Here is a 21,870-nt window from a genome sequence, read left to right on the forward strand (position 1 = left end):
ACCGATTCTTACCCACGCCCCGCTGAACCTTGCCGTTCAGTTTGGGTTTAGCGACGGTGCCTACCGCAGACGCCGTAGGAACGAAGGGAGCGCGGACCTTTGCGGATATTGCTGGTCGAGGACGACGCCGATCTGGGGCCGGCCATCGCGCGCGCGTTGCGGGCGGAGCATTTCGCGGTCGACATCGCCGCCAACGGGATCGACGCCGGGCATCTGGGGGAAACCGAAACCTATGACGCCGCCGTGCTCGACCTCGGCCTGCCGCACAGGGATGGCGTGTCGGTCCTGCGCGACTGGCGCGCGGCGGGGCGCGACCTGCCCGTGCTGATCCTGACCGCGCGCGATGCCTGGTCGGACAAGGTGGCCGGGTTCAAGGCGGGCGCGGACGATTACCTGACCAAGCCGTTCCGCGTCGAGGAACTCGTCATGCGGCTGCGCGCGCTGGTCCGCCGCGCCGCCGGCCACGCCGCCACCCGGCTGGAATGCGGGCCGATCGGCTTCGAGACGCAGACCGGGCAGTTCGAGCTGGACGGCCTGCCGCTGAAGCTGACCGCGTTCGAGTGGCGTGTGCTGTCGGCGCTGATGCTGCGAAAGGACACGGTGATCGAGCGGCTCGACCTGATGGAGCGGGTGTATGAGGGTGATGCCGACGTCGATTCCAATTCGCTGGAGGTCATCGTCGGCCGCCTGCGCAAGAAGATCGGTCGCGACCGGATCGAGACGGTGCGCGGACGCGGCTACCGCCTGACCGCCGGCGATGCGGCATGAGGCGGCTGCCCCGATCGCTCTATGGCCGGATGCTCGGCCTGTCGGCGATCGCCATCGCGGTTGCGCTGCTGATCGCCGCCTTCGCCATCGGCCATGTGCTGGAACGGTTCGTGACGCAGGGGCTGGACCAGCGGCTGGACGCCGAACTGGCGCTGCTGGGCAGCGCGGTCACGCCCGATGGCCGGATCGACACCGCGCGGATCGCCGCCACGCGCGCACTGGCCACGCCGGGCTATGGCTGGCGGATCGAGTCCCCGGGCCGCACCATCGCCTCGACCGACGCGCCGCCCGCCATGCTGCCGACACCCGGGCGGCGGGGCGAGCACCATCCGGGGCCGGAAACCGGCCGAGACGACCGGCCGGACATGGCTGGCCCGCCGCCCGGTCCCGACCGACCGGACGGCCCCGCCGCGTTTGACTGGAACGATCGCGACGGCACGCGGCTTCACGCGCGGCAGGCGATCGTTCCGACCGATGCCGGTCCCGTGACGATCACCGCCGCCGCGCCGCGATCGGTCGTCGCCAGTCCGATCCGGGGGGCGATGGTGCCGCTACTGCTGTCACTCGCCGTGCTGGGCGTTGCGCTGGCGCTGGCGACATTGGTGCAGCTGCGGATCGGTCTTGCCCCGCTTGCGACCCTGCGTGCCGCGATTGCCGCCGTGCGCGCCGGGCGCGTGGACCGCGTGCCCGCCGACCAGCCGCGCGAGTTGCAACCGCTGGTGACGGAAATGAACGCGCTGCTCGCCGATAACGCCGCCGCGCTGGCCGTCGCCCGGTCGAGCGCCGCCAATCTGGCGCACGGGCTGAAAACACCGCTGGCCACGCTTGGGCTGGCGCTGGCCGAACCGGGGCGCGATGCGGACGGGCGGCTTGCGGAACTGGCGGCACAGTTGGATGCGACCATCCGCCATCACCTTGGTCGTGCGCGCAGTGTGCTGGCGTCAGGCCGCGTTGCGACCCCGCTCGCGCCAGCGATCACCGATCTGACAGCGATGCTCGGCCGGCTTCACGCCGATCGCGCGATCGACCTGGTCCAGACGATCGCCGATGATCTGGCGGTCGCGGTCGACGCGCATGATCTCGACGAAATCGCCGGCAACCTGCTCGACAATGCGTTTCGCCACACACGCGACCGAGTCTGGATCGAGGCAAAGCGGGAAGGCGCGCAGGTGGTACTGTGCGTTACCGACAACGGCCCCGGCATTGCCGCCGGCGACCGGGCGCGGGCAACGACCCCCGGCCTGCGGCTGGACGAGCGTGGCGATGGTCACGGTTTCGGGCTGGCGATCGTGCGCGATCTGGCCGTGCTGTACGGCGGCGCGCTGGATTTGGACGCGGCATCCGGCGGTGGCCTTGTCGCCGCCGTCCGGTTGCCGCGCGCGGCCGACGTTTAGGCGGCGTCGGTGTCGGTCGCGGTGTCGTCACCGGCGGCGGGACGCTCGAACCACGCCTCGACCTCGCCGTTCAGCTTCAGGGTCAGCGGGCGGCCGTGACGGTCGACCTTCTTGCCCAGCGCGACACGGATCCAGCCCTCGGACCGCGAATATTCCTCGACGTCACGGCGCTCGACACCCTTGAAACGGATGCCGATCCCGCGTTCCAGCAACTCCTGCTGAAAGAACGGGCTGTCGGGGTTGGTCGAAAGGCGATCGGGGGGCGTATCGGTCATGTTCGCGCGCTTAGCCCGTTCCGGCGGCGAACGGCTACAAAAAAAGCGCGGGAGTTGCCCCCCGCGCTTGTCCGATCACCCGGTCGGGTCAGTTGCAGACCCGCACCCGGACCTGATCGCCATAATAGGGATCATAGCGCCATTGGTCGAAGCAGCGGGGCCGGTAGTCGTTGTAGACATAGGCGCGCGGGCGATAGAAGGCGCGTGGCGGTGGCGCGGGATAATAACCCTGATCGTAATAGCCGCGATCGACGTAGCGCGGCCGGTTGCTGCTGGCGATCGCGGCCCCGACGCCAAGGCCGAGGATGCCACCGATCACCGCGCCGGCGACCGCATCACCGCCGCCGCGACGATCATAATGCCGCCCGCCCCAGCGCTGCGCCTCCGCGGGTGCCGCGCTCGCCAGCGCGGTCGCCGCCAGTGCGAACCCCAAACCTGCTTTCCTGAACATTCCCGTCATGCCGAACCTCCTCAACAGATACGCCGGTCCGCTAGAAACCCCGACGAATCGGGATCGGATCGTGAGGATGGAGATAACCGGTTCGCGCTGAACGGGTTCCGAATGGGGTGTTAAGCTGGGGTTTAGCCGGGGTGCGTCCTCAATCCCGCAGCAGGTCGTTGATGCCCGTCTTCGACCGGGTCTGCGCGTCGACCGTCTTGACGATGACGGCGCAGTACAAGGCGGGCTTACCGTCTCCACCGCCCAGACTGCCCGGCACGACGACCGCATAGGGCGGCACCGCGCCCATATGCACTTCGCCGGTCGCCCGGTCGACGATCTTGGTCGACGCGCCCAGATACACGCCCATCGACAGGACCGCGCCCTCGCCGACGCGAACGCCCTCCGCCACTTCCGCGCGCGCGCCGATGAACGCGCCGTCGCCGATGATGACCGGATCGGCCTGCAACGGTTCCAGCACGCCGCCGATGCCGGCACCACCCGAGATGTGGACACCCTTGCCGATCTGCGCACAGGATCCGACCGTCGCCCAGGCGTCGATCATCGACCCTTCCCCGACATAGGCGCCGATGTTGACGAAGCTGGGCAGCAGGACCGCGCCCTTGCCGACAAACGCGCCGCGCCGGACGATGCTGCCCGGCACCGCGCGGAAACCGGCGGCGCGGAACTCGGCCTCGCCCCATCCGGTGAACTTCGACGGCACCTTGTCGAACCAGTTGGCCCCGCCGGGTCCGTCCATCACGACATTGTCGTTCAGCCGGAACGACAGCAGCACCGCCTTCTTCAGCCACTGGTTGACGCGCCACCCGCCGGCACCGTCCGGCTCGGCCACGCGCGCGGTGCCGGCGTCCAGCATCGCCAGCGCCTCGGTCACCGCGTCACGCGACGGCCCGGTGGTGGTCAGGCCCAGCCCGTCGCGCGCGTCCCAGGCGGCGTCGATCGTGGTGGCAAGATCGGTCATTGGTCCTCCAGTATCGCGTGCAGCCACGCGCTCAGGTCAGGGGTGGTGAAATCGATGAAGTCGCGGCCCGCATCGGGGGCCTGTTCCGACCCGTTGTCGACCCAGACGGTCGTCATGCCGATCGCCTTGGCCGGCGCGAGATTGCGCATCATGTCGTCGGCGAACAGCGTCGCTGTGGGATCAAGGTCGAACCGGTCGCAGATCCCGCGATAGGCGCTGGCGGCAGGCTTCGGCACCAGGTTCATCGCATGGACGTCGTGCACCGCCTCGAAGCTGCCGCCAAGACCCAGCCGGTCGAGCACCTTTAGTGCATAGGGCAGGTCGCCATTGGTGAAGACCAGCTTGCGCCCCGGCAACCGGGCGATCGCGGCGACCAGCGGCGCGTCATACTCCAGCACGTCCATCTCGATGTCGTGGACGTAATCAAGGAAAACGTGCGGATCGACATCGTGTTCGGCCATCAGCCCGGCCAGCGTCGTGCCGTGGCCCATGAAATAGCCCTTCTGCACCCGCCGCGCCGCGACCGGGTCCAGCCCCAGATAGTCGCCGATGAACGCGGTCATCTTCGCATCGACCTGCTCGAACAGGTCCGCCCCCGCCGGGTACAGCGTGTTGTCGAGGTCGAAGACCCAGTTGCGGATGTGGGACAGGCGGGACTGCATGGCGGCAGGCTCTACGGACAGCGGATGGTCGGAGCAAGCGGGGCAAAGGGTAGCGAAACGCAACGCAAACCCCATATCCAGCGCATGACACGCTATTCCCTGCTCGATCTGGTCCCTGTCGTCGAAGGAGGCACCGTGGGACAGGCCCTTGCCAATGCCGCTGACCTGGCCGCCCATGCCGAGGCGCATGGCTATACCCGGTACTGGGTGGCCGAACATCACGGCATGACCGGCATCGCGTCGGCCGCGACCTCGGTCGTGATCGGCCATGTCGCCGCGGCGACGAAGACGATCCGCGTCGGGTCGGGCGGGATCATGCTGCCCAACCACGCGCCGCTGGCGATCGCCGAACAGTTCGGGACGCTGGACGCGCTGTTCCCCGGTCGCATCGACCTGGGGCTTGGCCGCGCACCGGGATCGGACCAGAGGGTCGCGCGCGCCATGCGACGGACGCTGGAAACGGATTCCAACGCCTTTCCGCAGGACGTGCTGGAGTTGCAGAGCTATTTCGCCGACGATGGCCAGACAGGGATCGTCGCGACGCCGGGCGCGGGCGCGAAGCCCGAATTGTGGATCCTCGGATCCAGCCTGTTCGGCGCACAGATGGCCGCCGCGTTCGGCCTGCCCTATGCCTTTGCCTCGCACTTCGCGCCCGACGCGCTCGATCAGGCGCTGGCTGTCTATCGTCGCGACTTCCGGCCCTCGGCGACGCTGGCACGGCCTTACGCGATGGCGGCGATGAACGTGTTTGCGGCCGACAGCGATGCGGAGGGCGAATTGCTGGCATCGTCGCAGCAGCAATCGTTCGTTGCCCTGCGCACCGGCCGGCCGCGTCAGTTACCGCCGCCGGTCGCGGGCTATCGCGAGTCCCTGGGACTGCAGGGTGCGGCCATTCTCGATCAGGTGCTGTCGTGTTCGGCGGTGGGATCCCCCGCCACGGTCGCCCGCCAGATGGCGGCGTTCGTCGAGCGGACCGGGGTCGACGAACTGCTCATCAGCAGCGCGATCTATGACCATGAGGCCCGCAAGCGGAGCATCGGCATTGCGGCAGACGCGCTGCGGGAGTCGCGCATCGCGGCGTAGTCACATCGTACCGGCGGACGTCGGGGTCCAGAGCCACAGGCAATGATGCTCGTGGCTCTGGACCCCGGGTCAGGTCCGGGATGACGACAGGACCATTATTTCTGGCAGGCGACGATCGCGGCGATCACCGACAGCGTTTCCTCCGGGTCGCGAACGCGGACCGTATCCAGCCCCAATTCCTTGGCCGGGTAATCGTTGCCGCCGGGGAAGATCGCGTCGCCGATGAACATCATCGCCTCAAGCGCGATGCCGCTTTCGTCGCGCAGCTTCTTCAGCCCGTACGCCTTGTCGACGCCTTCGCGGGTGATGTCGATCGAGGTCGCGCCGCCCATGTTGATCGACAGGCCCGGCAGGCGCTGGCGCAGGTCGGCCTGGATGATCTTGCGCTTGGCGAAATCGGGATCCCAATGCTCCTTTTCCGCAATCGGGGCCTGCTGGCCGAGCGCCGAAAAGGTGATCTGGCTGCCGCGATCCTCGATCCGCTCGCCCCAGGTCTGCTCGGGCTTGAAACCGGTCGCCTCCAGCGATTCATCGAAGGCGGTCAGGATCTTGGCCTTCAGTTCGTCGTCGAACAGTTCGGCATAGACCGACCCCCATGCGCCGTCGCGCCAGGTGTACAGCTTGGTGCCCGTGGTCGGCATCAGCCACAGCTTGCTCAGGTCGGCGCGCGCTGGCAGGCGGCTGGCCACCTGCTTCTGGAACTGCGGCCAGTCGCCGCCCGAAATGACCGCGACATGCGCGACGCCCAGCAGGTCGGCCAGGGCTTCCCCCATCGGCTCCTTCAGCGGCTGCTTGCTCTCCGCGAGCGTTCCGTCGAGATCGAAGGCGACGAGGTCTTTCATGGGGTACTCCAGCAGGGGACTTTGGCCGCCCGTCCTAGCGACGGGCGGGCAGCGCGCAAGACGTGCGACGGGGGTGTAACGAAGCGCCGCCCGATCGGTTCAGCGACCCAGTATCGCCTTTTTCGCCTGCGCCTTTTCGCCGGTGCCGACCTTGCCGTCGCGATTGGCGTCGTAACGGTCCATGGTCGCGACCAGCAGGGCCTGCCCCTCGGCCTCGGTCACCTTGCCGTCCTTGTTGGCGTCGGCATTGCTGAACCACAGGCCGGCGAGACGCTTTGCGTGGACCGGATCGGTCTTGGTCTTGCCAGCGCGCATCCGCTGGATCCGGGCCTGCACCTCGGCCTGGGTCAGCAAGCCGTCCTTGTTGGTATCGGACGCGGCGAATTCGGCCCTGAACTTGGCGGTGGCGGTGGCGCGCGTTTCCTGCGCGGCGACCGGGCCGGCGATGATAGCGAGCGTCAGCAGGGGGATGGCGAAACGGAACATGACCGGGGGTACTCCAGATGGGGCGCGGCGGGTAGCGCCCGCCGCTTGTACCCGCCATGAACGTCCACGCCGCCGCTCGGGTCCACCCGTCCCCGCGCCGATAGCTCAGGCCGCGTTGTCGATGCCCAGTTCGCCCAGCTTGCGGTACAGGGTCGACCGGCCGATGCCGAGCCGGCGCGCGACCTCGGTCATGCGCCCGCGATAATGGCCGATCGCGAGGCGGATGACGTCGGCCTCGATCTCCTCCAGCATCCGCATGTTGCCGTCGGGGCGGAACAGCGTGACGCCGCCGCTGGATGGAATCGCCGCCGGCCCCACCCGCCGCGCGCCAAGGCTGGCGATCTGCGGGAAGTCGGCCGCCGTCAGCGCCGCGCCCTCGCACAGCACCGCCGCCCGGAAGAGCGCGTTCTGCAACTGGCGGACATTGCCCGGCCAGTCATAGTCGGACAGCAGCGTCAGCGCGTCTTCGGTGATGCCAAGCGGACGCAGCCCCGGCTGATGCGCGATCCGCGCGAGCAGGTGCCGGGCAAGTGCGGGGATATCGGCGATGCGTTCGCGAAGCGGCGGGATCGTCACCTGCACGACGTTCAACCGGTAATACAGGTCCTCACGGAAACGCCCCGCCTCGACCTCCTCGATCAGTTTCTTGTTCGTCGCGGCGATGACGCGGACGTCAACGGTACGCGGATGGCGTGCGCCGATCGCGTGGACCTCGCCCGATTGCAGCACGCGGAGCAGCTTGACCTGCGCGTCGAGCGGCATCTCACCGATCTCGTCGAGGAAAACCGTGCCACCGTCCGCCTCGGCAAAGCGCCCGACCTTGCGCTCGAACGCGCCGGTGAACGCGCCTTTTTCGTGGCCGAACAATTCGCTTTCGACCAGATTCTGCGGAATCGCGCCGCAGTTGATCGCCACCATCGTCTTCTTGGCGCGGGGCGAGGCGGCGTGGACAGCCTCGGCGACGACTTCCTTGCCGACACCGCTTTCGCCCTCCAGCAGCAAGGGCACGCGGGCGCGCGCGGCCTTGGCGGCGATGGCGAGCGCAGCGCGGAAATCGGGGGACGACCCGACGATCTCGTCGAACGCCAGCAGCGCAGGGATCTTCTCGGTCAGCGGGCGCAGTTCGCCGGCGGCGGTGCCGGCAACGGCGGCCTCCAGCGCGGCGAGCAGCCGGTCGGGGGCGATCGGCTTCACCAGGAAATCGGTCGCGCCGGCGCGCATCGCGCTGACCGCGTGCGACACCGATCCGTTGGCGGTCAGCATCAGGATCGGCAGGGCGGGCCGGCGTTCGCGCAACGCGGCGATCAGCGCGGCGACATCGGCATCAGGCGCGGGCGAATCGATGATGATCGCGTCAAGCTGCATCCCGTCCTGCGTCCCCAGCGTAGCGATCGCCATCTCGCCCTCATCGGCGAAGACCGATCGCCAGCCGGCCCGCGCGGCGAGTGCGGCGACGAGCCGGCGCTGGGCCTGTTCGTTGTCGATCAGCAATAGCAGGCGCTGCCCGTTGCGCGTCATTCATCCACCCCGTTCGCTTCGGCCATCGTGATACGCGCGGCGGGGTAAAGGGCGACTTAAGCACCGGAGCCGTCACCGCGACCGATCCCGACAGGCGCAACGGGGTTGAGCGAAGCGTGCGTGCTGGCTATGGTTATCCGCAACAAGATTACACGCACGTTCGCATGGGGGCAGGATCAATGGCCGGAAACGGTGATTTGAAGACGCATGAGGCGACCTACACCAGCATGATCGGCATGCTGAAATGGGGGTCGCTGGCCTGCGCGGTGCTGGTCGCGATCATCATCTATCTGATCGCCTGACCGCGATGGTCCGGATCGCCGTCCTCAGGGAGCATGTCGACGGCGAACGGCGGGTGGCCGCCACGCCGGAAACGGTGAAGAAGTTCATCGCGCTCGGCGCCGTCGTGGCGGTCGAACGCGACGCGGGCGCGGCGGCCGGCTATACCGACCAGGCCTTTGCCGATGCGGGCGCGCAGATCGGCGACCGGGCCGCGACCGTCGCGGCCGCCGACATCCTGCTGGGCGTACAGGGACCGGATGCCGCCACCATCGCCGGGACCGCCTCCGGCGCGTGGATCGTCGCGGCGATGAATCCGTTTGGCGAGCGCGCGAAGATCGACGGCTATGCCGCTGCGGGACTTGAGGCGCTGGCCATGGAGTTCATGCCGCGAATCACCCGCGCGCAGTCGATGGACATCCTGTCGTCGCAGTCGAACCTGTCGGGCTACAAGGCGGTGCTCGACGCCGCGGCCGAATATGACCGCGCCTTTCCGATGATGATGACCGCGGCGGGCACTGTCAGCGCGGCCAAGGTGTTCGTGATGGGCGTCGGCGTGGCGGGGTTGCAGGCGATCGCCACCGCGCGGCGGCTGGGCGCGCAGGTATCGGCCACCGACGTCCGGTCGGCGACGAAGGAACAGATCCAGTCGCTGGGCGCGAAACCGGTGTTCGTGGAGAATGTCGCCGGGATCGAGGGCGAAGGCACCGGCGGCTATGCCGGCGAGATGTCTCCCGAATATCAGGCCGCGCAGGCCGATCTGGTCTCGGCGCATATCGCCAGGCAGGACATCGTCATCACCACCGCGCTGATCCCCGGCCGCGCCGCCCCGCGTCTGGTCAGCGATGCGCAGGTCGCGTCGATGCGCGCCGGCAGCGTCATCGTCGACCTTGCCGCCGAACAGGGCGGCAATGTCGAGGGCGCGGTATCGGGCGAGACGGTGGTGCGCCACGGGGTGAAGATCATCGGCGCGCGCAACATGGCCAGTCGCCTCGCCACCGACACATCGGCGCTGTTCGCGCGCAACCTGTACAATTTCCTGAGCGCGTTCTGGGACAAGGACACGGGTCGCCCGGTCCTGCCCAACGGCGACGAGATCGGCGACGCGGTCCGCCTGACGCGCGGCGGCGCGGTGGCGAATCCGCGGTTGCTCACTTGATCCTCCCCGGTACGGGGAGGGGGACCGGCGCAGCCGGTGGAGGAGGTGTGCCACGCATGCTTAGGCCCGAAGTTGCGACCGCCCGTGCCTTGCGTCGCGTGATGACGTTGCCCAAGGTGGTGTCGTGGGAGCGGTTGCGCGCCTACCGCGCGGGTTTCAAGGTTCGCCGACAACATCCCGTCGGTCCTTATCTCTACGACTTCTTCTGCCGCGAGGCCGCACTGGCCATCGAGATCGACGGCGAGGGACATGGTCGCGGCGATCGACCAGAGCGCGATATCGTTCGCGACCAATTTTTCGAGCAAAACGGCTTCCGGGTATTGCGGCTGGCCGCAGGCGATGTGCTGAGAGACGTGGATGCCGTCGTGACACGGATCGTGTCCTGTGCGGCCCACCCCCTCCACCAGCCTGCGGCTGGTCCCCCTCCCCGTGCCGGGGAGGAATGAAAATGGACTTCATCGCGATCCTGTCGATCTTCGTGCTGGCGTGCTTCGTCGGCTATTTCGTCGTCTGGTCGGTCACCCCGGCGTTGCACACGCCGCTGATGGCGGTGACGAACGCGATTTCCAGCGTCATCATCGTCGGCGCGCTGATCGCGGCGGCGGCGGCCGGCGTTGGGGCAGGCTCGGGCGTGTCGAAATGGCTGGGGTTGCTGGCCGTCGTGCTGGCCAGCGTCAACATCTTCGGGGGTTTCGCGGTCACCGCGCGGATGCTGGCGATGTACAAGAAAAAAGAGCGGCCGGTCGCCAAATGAGCGGGCTGGTAACGACGACGATTAGGGCGGGGGACGCACGATGCACGAACTGACGGTCAGCCCCTGGGCATCGCTCGCCTATCTGGTCGCGGGGGTGTGCTTCATCCTCGCGCTGCGCGGGCTGTCGTCGCCGGCGTCGAGCCAGAAGGGCAACCGCTACGGCATCATCGGCATGACCATCGCGGTCGTGACGACGCTGGTGACGCATGTGCCGATGCAGATGAACGGCTGTCCGCTCGGTATTGGGGCCTGCGCGATCCTTGATCGTCCCGTGGTCGACTGGATCACGATCGTCGAGATCCTGGCCGCAATCGGTATCGGCGCGGTGATCGGCCTGACAACCGCGCGACGGATCGCGATGACCGATATGCCGCAATTGGTGGCGGCGTTCCATTCGCTCGTCGGTCTGGCCGCCGTGCTCGTCGCCGCCGCCGCGTTCCTGAACCCCGACGCATTCGGCATCGTCGGCGCGGACGGGACGATCCTGCCGGTCAGCCGGATCGAAATGGGCCTTGGCATCGCGATCGGCGCGATCACCTTTTCCGGGTCGGTCATCGCCTTCCTGAAGCTGAATGGTAACATGGGCGGCAAGCCGCTCCTGCTGCCGGGCCGTCACGTCATAAACCTGGGGGTGCTGGCCGGGATCATCGGGCTGGTCGCGTATTTTACCGTCGACCAGAGCCCGTGGGTGTTCTGGACGATCACGGGCTTGAGCTTCGCGATCGGCTTCCTGCTGATCGTGCCGATCGGCGGAGCGGACATGCCGGTCGTCGTGTCGATGCTGAATTCCTATTCGGGCTGGGCGGCGGCGGCGATGGGTTTCACGCTGCACAACAGCGCGATGATCATCACCGGCGCGCTGGTCGGGTCGTCGGGTGCGATCCTGAGCTACATCATGTGCAAGGCGATGAACCGCAGCTTCATCAGCGTCATCGCCGGCGGGTTCGGATCGAGCGACGCCGGGTCTGGCCCGGCCGCCGCCGCCGACCGGCCGTGGAAACGCGGATCGGCGGAGGACGCGGCGTTCCTGATGGCCCAGGCCGAGCAGGTCGTGATCGTTCCCGGATACGGCATGGCGGTCGCGCAGGCACAGCATGTGCTGCGTGAAATGGGCGACAAGTTGAAGGCGCACGGCGTCCGCGTGAAATACGCGATCCACCCCGTCGCCGGGCGGATGCCGGGCCACATGAACGTCCTGCTGGCCGAGGCGAACGTGCCGTATGACGAGGTGTTCGAGCTGGAGGACATCAACAGCGAGTTCGCGCAGACCGACGTCGCGTTCGTCATCGGCGCGAACGACGTGACCAACCCGGCGGCCAAGACCGACAAATCCTCCCCCATCTACGGCATGCCGATCCTCGATGTGGAAAAGGCCAAGACCGTGCTGTTCATCAAGCGGTCGATGGGCGGGGTCGGCTATGCCGGCGTCGACAATGACGTTTTCTACCGCGACAACACGATGATGCTGCTGGCGGATGCCAAGAAGATGGTCGAGGAGATCGTCAAGGCGCTGGACTGATTCGCCGCCGGTTTCAACGGGGCGCGGCGTGACATTTGCAGATGGTGATTTCGGGCCGGGTGGTTCCGGACAGGGCAGCGGCCCGCGCGTGGCGCTGGTGGCGGGGCCGGCCGCGTCCGACCGGCTGACGCACGCGGTCGCGGCGATCGGCGGGCGGCTGACCCGATATGGCTGGCACGACCCGATCGCGGCCGATGCGCATGACGTGCTGGCGCTGGATCTTGACGGGGCCGATCACGATATCGTCACGGACCTGTTCGCGCGGATCGTGCCGCCCGCGACGCCGGTCGTGGTCGCGTTCGATGCCGACTGGATCGACCTTGCCGCCGGCCTGATGGGGCCGGACGTCCAGTTGCTGTGCGCGCCGACGCGGCTGGACTGTCTCGCCGCGCTGGTGATCGCCGCCGGACAGTCTGACCAGCCCGCCCGCGTCCGCAGCGACGACGCGGCCCGGGTCGCGGTGCTGGAATCCGAGATCACGCGGATCGCCGGCCTGTTGCAACGGCTGGCGCGCGACGACGCGCCGAAGGACCATGTCGCCAGTTCGGCGATGGGCTTCGCCGCGCGTCCGGCCGAAACGCACGTCACCGCCGACGACATCCGCGCCGTCATCCGCGCCCGGCGGCTGCGCGAGCGGTTCTTTGCCGACGGGCTGCTGGAGGATCCGGCCTGGGACATGCTGCTCGACCTGTTCGCCGCCGCGCTGGAGGGGCGCAGCGTGTCGGTGTCGAGCCTGTGCATCGCCGCCGCCGTGGCCCCGACCACCGCGCTGCGCTGGATCGGGCGGATGGTCGATGCCGGGCTGTTCGTCCGCCATGCCGACCCGCAGGACCGGCGGCGCGTGTTCATCGCCCTGTCGCCGCGCGCGGACGATGCGATGCACGGCTATGTCGCGGCGGTGCGGTCGGCGGGACTTTCGATCGCCTGAAGCCTTGGGCGATCGCCTGAAGCCTTGCGCAAACGCGCAGTCTTTGGCATCGGCAGCGGCAGGGGGCGATTAGCTCAGTTGGTAGAGCGTCTCGTTTACACCGAGAATGTCGGCGGTTCGAGCCCGTCATCGCCCACCACCCCCTACAGATCCCCCTTACAGATCGCGGACCAGCCGGATGCCGCGCGCGATCCAGGGCGGGCTGGCGATCGCCTGTGGCCGGGCGCCGACCGTCGGCGGCAGGACGCCGAGCGTGCCGTCCGGTGCGATATCGAGCAGCCGGCCGAAGACGAATCGCCCCGCCGGCAGCGGCACCAGCACGTCGCGGTGCAGCGCGGTCGCGAACCGGTCCACCGCCAGCGTTTCGCACCAGATCGCATCGCCCGCGCGATAATCCCCGACGCCGCTGGTGACGGTGACCGCGACCAGTCCGGGGGTCGCGAGCGGCGGCACGACGCTCTGCGTCCGGCGCGGCGCGCTGACCCCGTGCGAATCGAGCGTGGCCGCCACCGGCAGGTCGGGACGGTCGGGCAGGGTCACGAGTTCGGCGGCGGTGACGCCCAGCGCATCGGCGATCCGGTTGAGCCAGCCGATCGACACGGTGCGCGTCCCCGTCTCCAGCCGGCCGATCGTCTGCGCGGTGGTCGGCGGGGTGCAACGCGCGGCGACATCCTCCAGCGTCAGGCCCTTGGCCCGGCGCACCTGACGGATCGCGGTAATCATGATCGACGGCCCCCTCAAACCAGATCGGTTTCTTCTCTGTCCTACAACCATGCGTTTGTGGCAAGGACATTGCGACTCGGGACAAACAGGGAACAATGCGATGCAGGACTTGGTCGAAACAGTGGTCGGTGGCGGTGCAACCGGCAGTCAGCGGATGCGGGAGCGGACCCGGGGGCGCAGCGTGACGGTCAACGTCGCCGAATCGCCGCTCGGCTGGCTGAGGGCGCGCGGGCTGGTCACGCCGCGCCAGTTCGAGGCGGGCGAACGGCTGCGCGGGGATTACGAACGTGCCTGCCTGGCGCCCAGCGTGACGATGCGCTGGACCCCGCGCGTCGACGGCGGGGACGGTGCCGGCGGCGATCCGACCACCGCGCAGATCGCGGCCAAGCGCCGTTTCGACGCGGCGATGGTCGCGGTCGGTCCTGGCCTGCGCGACGTCGCGTGGCGGGTAGTCTGCGCCGGCGAAGGCATGCCGGCGGCGGAAAAGGCGATGGGCTGGCCCGCGCGGGCCGGGCGGCTGGTCCTGACCTTCGCACTGGACCGGCTGGCCGATCATTACGGCATGTGTTGAGGCCACACGTCACGGATATGCCGCCTGCAACGTGACAAAAGTGACATAAATATTGCTGCGCCCTCGCAATACTGCTCAAACGGGTGCCGACATCGGGCGAAAAACGGGATCCGATCAACGGCGTAACAGCAATAGGGTACTGGGTATGTTCGGCGGCTTGTTCTTCTATCACAACGGTGAAATCGTCGATCCGGCGGTGCAGACCGAAACTCCGCCACCGCGGCACATGCTGGTTACCGGTGTCGGTCGCGGCGGCACGACCGCCGCGGCCTGCATGATCGAGGCGCTTGGCTTCAAGGCCGAGGGGGCCAACCTCTACCGCGAATCCAAGCATCTGTTCGAATATATCCGCGACGGCAACGGGGCGGCGGCGGCCGAACATCTGAAGTCCTGGTCCACCAGCGAAGACCGGATGTTCTGGAAGGATCCCAAGATCTGGGTGCCGACGTTCGACCCGTTCCTGTCGATGATCCCCGACGATATCGGCGTTCTGGTCATCGTCCGCGATCCGTTGAACATCGCCGCCCGCAATGCCGCCCTGCGATCCGCCGATATTCTCGCCGAAACGCTGGCCGCGGCAAAGTCGACGGTGAAACTCGTCAGCCGCATGCCGGTGCTGACCAAGCGCAGCGCGATCGTGATGTCGTATGAAAAGCTGATGCTGAACACCGCCGAAGTGGTCAACGAAATCGCGCGCTACCTGGGCATCACGTCGGAGGAGGCCATCGCCAAGGCGATCACGATGATCGAACCGACGCCCAGCTTCTATCAGGGCCAGTTCGACAGCCACATCAGCCGCAAGACCGAAACCCCCGCGACATCGACCACCCCGCCCCCCGCGCCGTCCCCCCCGCCGTCCCCCGCGCCGCCCGAGGCCAGCGCCGACGACGCCAAGGCCGACCCGGCTCCGCCCGTTGCAGACGACGCCGCCACCGTGGCGGAAGTGCCCGTAAAACCCGCAAGTTCCGCGCCCAAGCCCCCGGCACCGTCGGCGCGCCATGGCGGCGGCAAGCGCGCCCGCCGCCGTCGCAAATAGCATCGTCTTCGCACGATCCGTCCAATGCCCCGCCAACAGGGTCGACAACGCCGGCACCCGCCCGTATCCGCTGACGCAATAAAATCCGAGGGGACATCCATGACCGCGACCGCCAGCCAGGTGCTTGACCGTGTACTCGTGCTCGAAATGGTGCGCGTCACCGAGGCGGCGGCGATCGCCGCGGCCAAGCTGGTCGGGCGCGGCGACGAGAAGGCCGCCGATGCCGCCGCCGTGGAGGCGATGCGCGAGGCGCTGAACTCGCTGTACATGGACGGCACCGTCGTCATCGGCGAGGGTGAGCGCGACGAGGCACCGATGCTGTTCATCGGCGAGAAGGTCGGATCCGCGATCGGCAAGGGGCCGAAGATCGACATCGCGCTCGACCCGCTGGAGGGTACGACGATCTGCGCGACCGCCGGGCCGAACGCGCTCGCGGTACTGGCGATCGCCGAAGAGGGCGGGCTGCTGAACGCGCCGGACGTCTATATGGAGAAGATTGCGATCGGGCCGGGCTATCCCGACAACCTGATCGACCTGGACAAGTCGCCGAGCGAGAACGTCCGCGCGCTGGCCGCCGCCAAGGGCGTGGAGCCGGGCGACATCATCGCCTGCGTGCTGGACCGGCCGCGCCATTCGGCGCTGATCGCCGAGCTGCGCGCGCTGGGTTGCGGCATCATGCTGATCGGTGACGGCGACGTGGCCGGCGTGATCGCGACCAGCGACCCCGACACCACCATCGACATCTACATGGGTTCGGGCGGCGCGCCGGAGGGCGTGCTGGCCTGCGCGGCGCTGCGTTGCGTCGGCGGGCAGTTCAAGGGCCGGCTGATCTTCCGCAACGACGACGAGCGCGCGCGCGCCGCCAAATGGGGCGTGACCGACCTCGACAAGCAGTACGACCTGACCGAACTGGCCAAGGGCGACTGCATCTTCGCCGCGACCGGCGTCACCGACGGATCGCTGCTGGCCGGCGTGAAGCGCAAGTCCGGCAAGATGACGACCGAAAGCGTCGTCATGCGCGCGTCGTCGGGGACCGTGCGCTGGGTCAAGGGCGAGCACCGGCTGGACTGATCCGGGCGGGGATGCCCTGCCCGGTTGCATGATATGGGGGGCGTGTCGCCATGACAGCCGCGATCCTGCTCGCGCTGGTCGCGATGCATATGGCCATGATCCTGTGGCGAGGACGGGCGTTCCGGGGTTCGGTCGGTCGGTCGCGCGATCTTCATGGCCGAGCGGCGGTATTGCGCGGCTGGGCGATGGGGGTGGCGGTCACGTTCGGGCTGCCGGCGGTGATCGGCCTCGCCCTGCTGGGCGGGCCGGCGCCGTGGGACGTGCCGCCCCGCCCGTTCTGGACCATGGCCCATACGCTGTACGATGCCGGCCTGTACCTGTCCGTCACGCCGTTGATCGTCGGCATGGTCGCCGGCACGGTGGCGAATGCCGGCATCAGCGTCTGGCGCGCGCGAACCGGGCGGCGACCAATCCAGATCGGGCATTTCCCCGATATACGGCCGCAGACAGGCCGCGAGGTGCTCCCCGCCATCCTGCTGTCGGTGTCGGCGGGCGTGTCGGAGGAGCTGTATTTCCGCCTGCTCCTACCCCTGCTGATCGCGCTGGTCAGCGGCAGCGCGCCGGCCGGGTTCGGCGTCGCCGCGCTGCTGTTCGGGGCCGTCCATCGCTATCAGGGCGTGCGCGGGGTGGTGGCGACCACGCTGGGCGGCTCGGTGCTGGCGTTCGTGTATCTGGGCACCGGTGCGCTGTGGGTGGCGATGCTGTTCCACATCGTCATCGACCTGAACGCGCTGATCGTCCGGCCGATGGCCGCGCGTCTGGCGCAGCGGTAACGCGCAGCGCGTTACCCCCTCATTGCGGCTTGACCGCATCCGGATGCGCGGCGGCGAAGGCGGGCAGCGCGCAGGCAGCCGCGTCGGCCGCGACCAGCCGGGGATAGCGATCGAGCGGCACCGCGAACCGGCGGGCGTTGTACATCTGCGGCACCAGGCAGAGGTCGGCGATCCCCGGCGCGTCGCCACCCAGATACGGTCCCGCCCCGGACCGGGAGCCGGCCTGTTCCTCCAGCGCGGTCAGGCCCAGCGTGACCCAGTGGCGATACCAGTCGTCCCGGCCCGCCTGATCCGCGCCGAACTGCGCCTCCAGCCGGCGCAGCACGCGCAGATTGTCGATCGGGTGGATATCCGCCACCACGCTCAGCGCCATCGCCAGCGCCCGCGCGCGCAGGACCGGATCGACCGGGTACAGCGGCGGGTCGGGATATGTCGCGTCGAGCCAGTCGATGATCGCCAGGCTCTGCGTCAGCGCGGTGCCGTCGGCCAGGATCAGCGTCGGCACCAGCCCTTGCGGATTGACCGCGCGGTTCCCGGCCGCCCCTTGCGCGCCGGCCACCAGATCGACCGGCACCGCGGTATAGGCGACACCCTTCAGGTTCAGCGCGATCCGGACGCGATAGGCGGCCGACGACCGCCAATAGTCATGCAGTCGCAGCATCGCCGTCCGCCCCGTCGCTGTCCGCTTCGGCCAATTCGTCCTCGCGCTCCGAACTGCGGTGCAGCGCGGCCTTGATCATCGCGGTCATCGGGTCGGCAAGCGCCAGCCCCATGATGCCGAGCAGCGCGCTGGCCAGGATCTGGGTTCCCAGCGTCAAAGCGGGCGGCATGTCGACCGTCTTCTTGGCGACGATCGGCAGCAGGACATAGCCGTCGAACCCCTGCACGATGATGTAGGTGCCGATCGCCCACAGGCCGGTGTCGGTGCCCGACGAAAAGCCGACCGCGATCATCAGCGCGCCCGAGACGAACGCGCCGATATTGGGGATGAAGGCGAGCAGCCCGGTCAGGATGCCCAGGATCATGGCCATCGGCACCCCGCCCAGCATCAGCGCGACCCAGGTCAGCACCCCTTCCGCGATCATGCCCAGGATGCGCCCGAACAGCAGGCGGCGCAGCGTGCGGCTCATCCGGTCGATGGTGGTCGCGAACTCCGGCCGGTTGGCGCGGGGGACCATCCACACCAGCCCGCGTGCATAGGTGCCGGGGTCCATCGCCACGAACAGGCCGATGACCAGGATCATGAACATCGTCGTCAGCCCGCCGAACACGGTGCCGACCCACGACCCGATCCGCCCGAGCGAACTCATCGCCTGCCGCGCAATGCCGTTCAGATCGGACGGGCCGGGCATCATCCCCTGCTGCGTCAGCCAGCCGGACAGGCGACCCGCCTGCGTTTCCAGCGTCGACCGCAACTGCATGACCTGTTCGGTCACCTGCACGCCGGCGAGGTAGAAGGTGCCGATCAGGAAGGCGAGCGTCAGCAGGACGACGATCAGCAGCCGCCAGCCGCGCCCGATCGGCAGGATCCGGCCGAGCAGGCGGACGCCGCCGTCGAGCAGCGCGGCAAAGACCAGCCCGCCGAAGATGACCAGCAGCGGCTGGGCCAGCGTCACCACCAGCGCGATGGCGCAGGCAAGCCCCAGCCAGATGCCGGCCCGTCGCAGCTCGCGCCGGGTGAACGGGTCGCGCAGCTCGTTCGGGCTGGCCTCGGTCACGCTGCGCGGGACATCGCCCATGTCAGCGCGTTTCCTGCGGGTGCAGCGAGGTGCCGGCACGGTCGCTGCGGAACGAGGCGAACCAGCTGAGCGGGTTCAGCGTCGTGTCGCCGTCGAGGCTGAAGGTGATGAACTCGGCGCGACCGCCCAGATTCTCCCACGGCACCGGCCCGCCGAGGCCAAGCGACGACAGCGGAAAGCGGCTGTCGGCGCTGCGATCGCGATTGTCGCCCATCAGGAAGACATGGTTGGCCGGGATGGTGATCGGCCCGTAGGTGTCGCCCTGGCTGTCGCTTTCCAGATCGACCGTGTCGTAGCGGCGGCCATTGGGCAGCGTTTCGGTGATCGTCGGCAGGTGGCAGACGGCGCGGCCGTCGGGCTTCGTCACCTGCGCGCCGGGATATTCGCGATCGAGACACGGGCTGTTCGTGTCGACCGGGATGTCGGTGTAGTGCAGCGCACCACGCGCCACGGGCTTGCCATTCAGGATGACGACGCCGCCCGCGACCTGCAACCGGTCGCCCGGCAGGCCGATGACCCGCTTGATATAGTCGTTGCGCGTGCCCGGCGGGGTGACGATCACGACGTCGCCGCGCGTCGGCAGCGACCCGAACAGCCGCCCCCGCATCGGCGGGATGCCGACGGTCCAGCTCTCGACCTGTTCGCGCAGGATCACGCTGCGAAAGATCGCGATCGGGTTCGGGATCGTCGGCGAGACGAACGACCAGCCATAGGCGAACTTGCTGACGACCAGCCGGTCGCCGATGCGCAGGCCCGGCAGCATCGATTCGGACGGGATGTAGAACGGCTTGGCGATGAAGCTGTGGAAGCCGAGCACGACGACGATCAGCCAGAAGATGCCCTTGACCTCGCCCCACCAGTCGGTGCCGCGGCGCGCGGGCCTGTCGGTTGTCGGGTTATTGGCCGGCATGGCATCCGGCTCGCGCATCGTCTCGTTCATTCGCTGGTTCCGCCGCCCGTCGCAACCGCCTCGATAATCACGAACGCCTGCGCCCAGGGATGATCGTCGGTCAATGTCAGATGTATACGCGCGACGTGGCCGTCCGGCACCATCGCGTCAAGCCTTGCCTTGGCCCCGCCGCTCAGCGCCAGCGTCGGCGCGCCGGAGGGGGCGTTGACGACGCCGATGTCCTTCATGAACACGCCGGCGCGAAAACCGGTGCCGACCGCCTTGGAAAACGCCTCCTTGGCGGCGAACCGCTTGGCCAGCGTGCCCGCTTTCGTGAACGGCCGCCGCGCCGCCTTGGCGCGTTCGGCGTCGGTGAACACGCGCGCCTCGAACCGCTCGCCGAACCGGTCGAGCGACGCCTGGATCCGCTCGATATTGCACAGGTCGGAACCGAGGCCGATAATCATGCGCCAGCCTTCATCGCGCGGCGTCCATCGCATCGCGCATCGCCCGCACCGCGTCGCCAAGCCCGACGAACAACGCGTCGGCGATCAGCGCGTGGCCGATGTTCAGTTCGCGGATCTGGCGGATCGCGGCGACGGGGCCGACATTGGCGGTGGTCAGGCCGTGGCCGGCATGAACCTCGATCCCGTTCTTGGCGGCAAGGGCTGCGGCATCGGACAGGCGGCGCAGTTCGTCGGCGACCCCGTCCGCCGGCAATTCGGCATAGCGGCCGGTGTGCAGCTCGACGACGGGCGCACCGAGCCGGAGTGCGGCGTCGATCTGGCGCGCGTCGGGTTCGACGAACAGCGAGACGCGGATGCCGGCGGCGACCAGCTGCGCGACCATGGGCGCGAGCAGGTCGAACCGGCCGGCGACGTCCAGCCCGCCCTCGGTCGTCAGTTCCTCGCGCTTTTCGGGCACGATGCATGCGGCGTGCGGGCGGTGGCGCAGCGCGATCGCCAGCATTTCGTCGGTCGCCGCCATTTCCAGGTTCAGCGGCACGGTCAGCTCGGCCGACAGCCGGGCGATGTCGCCATCGGTGATGTGCCGCCGGTCCTCGCGCAGATGTGCGGTGATGCCGTCCGCGCCGGCCTTTGCCGCCATCAGCGCGGCGGCGACCGGATCGGGATAGGTCGTGCCGCGTGCGTTGCGCACGGTCGCGACATGGTCGATGTTGACGCCCAGGCGAAGGCGATCTTCGTCGATGCTCCGCGGCTCGCTGGTCATGCGGCGCTCCGGCTGCCGGGCTTGATCGCCGGGATTTCCGCCAGTTCGGGCGGTAGCGCGTCGGGTTCATAGGTCGGCACGTCGAGCCGGATCAGCGGGAAGAACGGCACGCCCAGATCAACGGTGCCGTTCGACCGGTCAACGAGCGACGCGCCCGCGATCACCCGGCCGCCCGCCGCCGTGATCGCCTTGATCGCCTCGCGGCTCGAAAGCCCGGTGGTGACGACGTCCTCCATCATCAGCACCGCCTGCCCCGGCTCCAGCCGGAAGCCGCGGCGCAGTTCGAAGGTGCCGGTCGGCCGCTCGACGAACATGCCGTCGACGCCCAGCGCGCGCGCCATTTCATGGCCGACGATCACCCCGCCCATCGCCGGCGCGACGACGGCGGTGATCGCGGAGCGGATTTCGTCGGGGAGCTTCGCGACCAAAGCCGCGCACAGCCGGGCGGCGCGCGCCGGGTTCATCAGCACCCGCGCGCATTGCAGGTAGCGCGAGGACCGCAGGCCCGACGACAGGATGAAATGTCCCTCCAGCAGCGCATCGGCCGCGCGGAACTCCGCCAGTACGTCGTCTTCGGTCATGATGGTCCGTTGCTCCGCTTTCGGGGGGCCGCCTCGGTGGCTTCAGCCGCCCTTAGACCTGCCGCCGTCACCCGGCAACGGGCCGCGTATCGGCGATTTTCGCAACCGCCGCTTGAGGACGGGGGATCGCCCGCGTATAGCCATGGCAAAAGGGATGCCGTACGCACTT

General features: G+C 68.6%; 27 protein-coding genes and 1 tRNA gene. 14 read left to right on the forward strand and 14 right to left on the reverse strand.

Annotated elements, in window-relative coordinates; genetic code table 11:
• Positions 1 to 99 precede the first annotated feature (99 nt).
• Positions 100 to 768: a response regulator gene (locus tag ASE75_RS09310; RefSeq protein ID WP_055932434.1), complete on the forward strand. Its 669-nt coding sequence runs from the start codon at positions 100 to 102 to the stop codon at positions 766 to 768.
• Complete coding sequence (locus ASE75_RS09315; RefSeq protein ID WP_055932436.1) at positions 765 to 2,162, forward strand: sensor histidine kinase; 1,398 nt, start codon at positions 765 to 767, stop codon at positions 2,160 to 2,162. The genes ASE75_RS09310 and ASE75_RS09315 overlap by 4 nt, the downstream gene beginning before the upstream one ends.
• On the opposite strand, the gene ASE75_RS09320 is transcribed toward ASE75_RS09315, so the two are convergent.
• The 4 genes from ASE75_RS09320 to ASE75_RS09335 all read right to left on the reverse strand — a co-directional run bounded on the left by ASE75_RS09320 (position 2,159) and on the right by ASE75_RS09335 (position 4,520).
• Positions 2,159 to 2,437, reverse strand: coding sequence for a DUF3297 family protein (locus tag ASE75_RS09320; protein WP_055932438.1), 279 nt, complete (start codon positions 2,435 to 2,437; stop codon positions 2,159 to 2,161). The genes ASE75_RS09315 and ASE75_RS09320 overlap by 4 nt on opposite strands.
• 88 nt (positions 2,438 to 2,525) lie before the next feature.
• A complete protein-coding gene (locus tag ASE75_RS09325) occupies positions 2,526 to 2,897 on the reverse strand; it encodes a hypothetical protein (protein ID WP_055932441.1) in 372 nt (123 codons plus the stop codon).
• Positions 2,898 to 3,036: 139 nt separating this feature from the next.
• The gene (gene dapD / locus ASE75_RS09330; RefSeq protein ID WP_055932444.1) at positions 3,037 to 3,858 is read right to left on the reverse strand and encodes a 2,3,4,5-tetrahydropyridine-2,6-dicarboxylate N-succinyltransferase; all 822 of its coding nucleotides are present in this window, start codon (positions 3,856 to 3,858) and stop codon (positions 3,037 to 3,039) included.
• Positions 3,855 to 4,520, reverse strand: coding sequence for a pyrimidine 5'-nucleotidase (locus ASE75_RS09335; RefSeq protein WP_055932447.1), 666 nt, complete (start codon positions 4,518 to 4,520; stop codon positions 3,855 to 3,857). The genes dapD and ASE75_RS09335 overlap by 4 nt, the downstream gene beginning before the upstream one ends.
• 84 nt (positions 4,521 to 4,604) lie before the next feature.
• On the opposite strand from ASE75_RS09335, the gene ASE75_RS09340 reads away from it, so the two are divergent.
• Entirely contained in the window at positions 4,605 to 5,603 is a 999-nt protein-coding gene (locus tag ASE75_RS09340; RefSeq protein WP_055932450.1) for an LLM class flavin-dependent oxidoreductase, read from the forward strand.
• Positions 5,604 to 5,698: 95 nt separating this feature from the next.
• Here the strand turns inward: ASE75_RS09340 and ASE75_RS09345 are convergent, their stop codons facing one another.
• The 3 genes from ASE75_RS09345 to ASE75_RS09355 form a co-directional block, all read right to left on the reverse strand.
• Entirely contained in the window at positions 5,699 to 6,445 is a 747-nt protein-coding gene (locus ASE75_RS09345) for an HAD-IIB family hydrolase (protein ID WP_055932453.1), read from the reverse strand.
• A 99-nt stretch (positions 6,446 to 6,544) separates the two neighbouring features.
• Entirely contained in the window at positions 6,545 to 6,931 is a 387-nt protein-coding gene (locus tag ASE75_RS09350) for an EF-hand domain-containing protein (RefSeq protein ID WP_055932456.1), read from the reverse strand.
• 105 nt (positions 6,932 to 7,036) lie between these two features.
• On the reverse strand, positions 7,037 to 8,449 hold the full coding sequence (locus ASE75_RS09355; protein WP_055932459.1) for a sigma-54-dependent transcriptional regulator: 1,413 nt from the start codon (positions 8,447 to 8,449) through the stop codon (positions 7,037 to 7,039).
• Positions 8,450 to 8,613: 164 nt separating this feature from the next.
• Here ASE75_RS09355 and ASE75_RS15150 point away from each other — a divergent pair, with 164 nt between their 5' ends.
• The 7 genes from ASE75_RS15150 to ASE75_RS09385 all read left to right on the forward strand — a co-directional run bounded on the left by ASE75_RS15150 (position 8,614) and on the right by ASE75_RS09385 (position 13,227).
• Positions 8,614 to 8,751: an aa3-type cytochrome c oxidase subunit IV gene (locus tag ASE75_RS15150; RefSeq protein ID WP_443025317.1), complete on the forward strand. Its 138-nt coding sequence runs from the start codon at positions 8,614 to 8,616 to the stop codon at positions 8,749 to 8,751.
• 5 nt (positions 8,752 to 8,756) lie between these two features.
• Positions 8,757 to 9,887 (forward strand): NAD(P) transhydrogenase subunit alpha, encoded by a 1,131-nt coding sequence (locus ASE75_RS09360; protein ID WP_055932462.1) that lies wholly within the window; start codon positions 8,757 to 8,759, stop codon positions 9,885 to 9,887.
• A 101-nt stretch (positions 9,888 to 9,988) separates the two neighbouring features.
• Complete coding sequence (locus ASE75_RS09365) at positions 9,989 to 10,333, forward strand: endonuclease domain-containing protein (protein ID WP_235512613.1); 345 nt, start codon at positions 9,989 to 9,991, stop codon at positions 10,331 to 10,333.
• A gap of 2 nt (positions 10,334 to 10,335) precedes the next feature.
• Complete coding sequence (locus ASE75_RS09370; RefSeq protein ID WP_055932468.1) at positions 10,336 to 10,641, forward strand: NAD(P) transhydrogenase subunit alpha; 306 nt, start codon at positions 10,336 to 10,338, stop codon at positions 10,639 to 10,641.
• Positions 10,642 to 10,681: 40 nt separating this feature from the next.
• A complete protein-coding gene (locus tag ASE75_RS09375) occupies positions 10,682 to 12,160 on the forward strand; it encodes an NAD(P)(+) transhydrogenase (Re/Si-specific) subunit beta (protein WP_055932471.1) in 1,479 nt (492 codons plus the stop codon).
• A 28-nt stretch (positions 12,161 to 12,188) separates the two neighbouring features.
• On the forward strand, positions 12,189 to 13,088 hold the full coding sequence (locus ASE75_RS09380) for a MarR family winged helix-turn-helix transcriptional regulator (protein ID WP_156340362.1): 900 nt from the start codon (positions 12,189 to 12,191) through the stop codon (positions 13,086 to 13,088).
• 63 nt (positions 13,089 to 13,151) lie between these two features.
• Positions 13,152 to 13,227, forward strand: a tRNA-Val gene (locus ASE75_RS09385).
• A 17-nt stretch (positions 13,228 to 13,244) separates the two neighbouring features.
• Here ASE75_RS09385 and ASE75_RS09390 read toward each other — a convergent pair.
• Positions 13,245 to 13,811 carry a helix-turn-helix domain-containing protein gene (locus ASE75_RS09390; RefSeq protein WP_055932477.1) on the reverse strand — a complete coding sequence of 189 codons (567 nt, stop codon included), beginning with the start codon at positions 13,809 to 13,811 and terminating at the stop codon, positions 13,245 to 13,247.
• Positions 13,812 to 13,911: 100 nt separating this feature from the next.
• On the opposite strand from ASE75_RS09390, the gene ASE75_RS09395 reads away from it, so the two are divergent.
• The 4 genes from ASE75_RS09395 (at position 13,912) to ASE75_RS09410 (ending at position 17,262) form a co-directional block, all read left to right on the forward strand.
• A complete protein-coding gene (locus ASE75_RS09395; RefSeq protein WP_055932480.1) occupies positions 13,912 to 14,382 on the forward strand; it encodes a DUF6456 domain-containing protein in 471 nt (156 codons plus the stop codon).
• A gap of 145 nt (positions 14,383 to 14,527) precedes the next feature.
• Positions 14,528 to 15,418 carry a sulfotransferase family protein gene (locus tag ASE75_RS09400; protein ID WP_055932483.1) on the forward strand — a complete coding sequence of 297 codons (891 nt, stop codon included), beginning with the start codon at positions 14,528 to 14,530 and terminating at the stop codon, positions 15,416 to 15,418.
• A gap of 99 nt (positions 15,419 to 15,517) precedes the next feature.
• The gene (gene glpX / locus ASE75_RS09405; protein WP_055932485.1) at positions 15,518 to 16,489 is read left to right on the forward strand and encodes a class II fructose-bisphosphatase; all 972 of its coding nucleotides are present in this window, start codon (positions 15,518 to 15,520) and stop codon (positions 16,487 to 16,489) included.
• Between the two features lie 50 nt (positions 16,490 to 16,539).
• A complete protein-coding gene (locus ASE75_RS09410; RefSeq protein WP_055932486.1) occupies positions 16,540 to 17,262 on the forward strand; it encodes a CPBP family intramembrane glutamic endopeptidase in 723 nt (240 codons plus the stop codon).
• A gap of 19 nt (positions 17,263 to 17,281) precedes the next feature.
• Here the strand turns inward: ASE75_RS09410 and maiA are convergent, their stop codons facing one another.
• From maiA to pyrE, 6 genes are read right to left on the reverse strand one after another with little or no spacing between them, the layout of a single operon-like run.
• Positions 17,282 to 17,923: a maleylacetoacetate isomerase gene (maiA, locus tag ASE75_RS09415; RefSeq protein WP_055932489.1), complete on the reverse strand. Its 642-nt coding sequence runs from the start codon at positions 17,921 to 17,923 to the stop codon at positions 17,282 to 17,284.
• The gene (locus ASE75_RS09420) at positions 17,907 to 19,001 is read right to left on the reverse strand and encodes an AI-2E family transporter (protein WP_055932492.1); all 1,095 of its coding nucleotides are present in this window, start codon (positions 18,999 to 19,001) and stop codon (positions 17,907 to 17,909) included. Before ASE75_RS09420 ends, maiA begins: the two co-directional genes overlap by 17 nt.
• 1 nt (position 19,002) lies before the next feature.
• On the reverse strand, positions 19,003 to 19,929 hold the full coding sequence (gene lepB / locus ASE75_RS09425; protein WP_055933289.1) for a signal peptidase I: 927 nt from the start codon (positions 19,927 to 19,929) through the stop codon (positions 19,003 to 19,005).
• A gap of 8 nt (positions 19,930 to 19,937) precedes the next feature.
• Positions 19,938 to 20,357 (reverse strand): holo-ACP synthase, encoded by a 420-nt coding sequence (gene acpS / locus ASE75_RS09430; RefSeq protein ID WP_055933291.1) that lies wholly within the window; start codon positions 20,355 to 20,357, stop codon positions 19,938 to 19,940.
• A gap of 10 nt (positions 20,358 to 20,367) precedes the next feature.
• Positions 20,368 to 21,120, reverse strand: coding sequence for a pyridoxine 5'-phosphate synthase (locus ASE75_RS09435; RefSeq protein WP_055932495.1), 753 nt, complete (start codon positions 21,118 to 21,120; stop codon positions 20,368 to 20,370).
• Complete coding sequence (gene pyrE / locus ASE75_RS09440) at positions 21,117 to 21,701, reverse strand: orotate phosphoribosyltransferase (RefSeq protein WP_055932498.1); 585 nt, start codon at positions 21,699 to 21,701, stop codon at positions 21,117 to 21,119. Before pyrE ends, ASE75_RS09435 begins: the two co-directional genes overlap by 4 nt.
• Between the last annotated feature and the right edge of the window lie 169 nt (positions 21,702 to 21,870).

Origin of the sequence: Sphingomonas sp. Leaf17, from assembly GCF_001421505.1 — a bacterium.
Lineage (GTDB): Bacteria > Pseudomonadota > Alphaproteobacteria > Sphingomonadales > Sphingomonadaceae > Sphingomonas.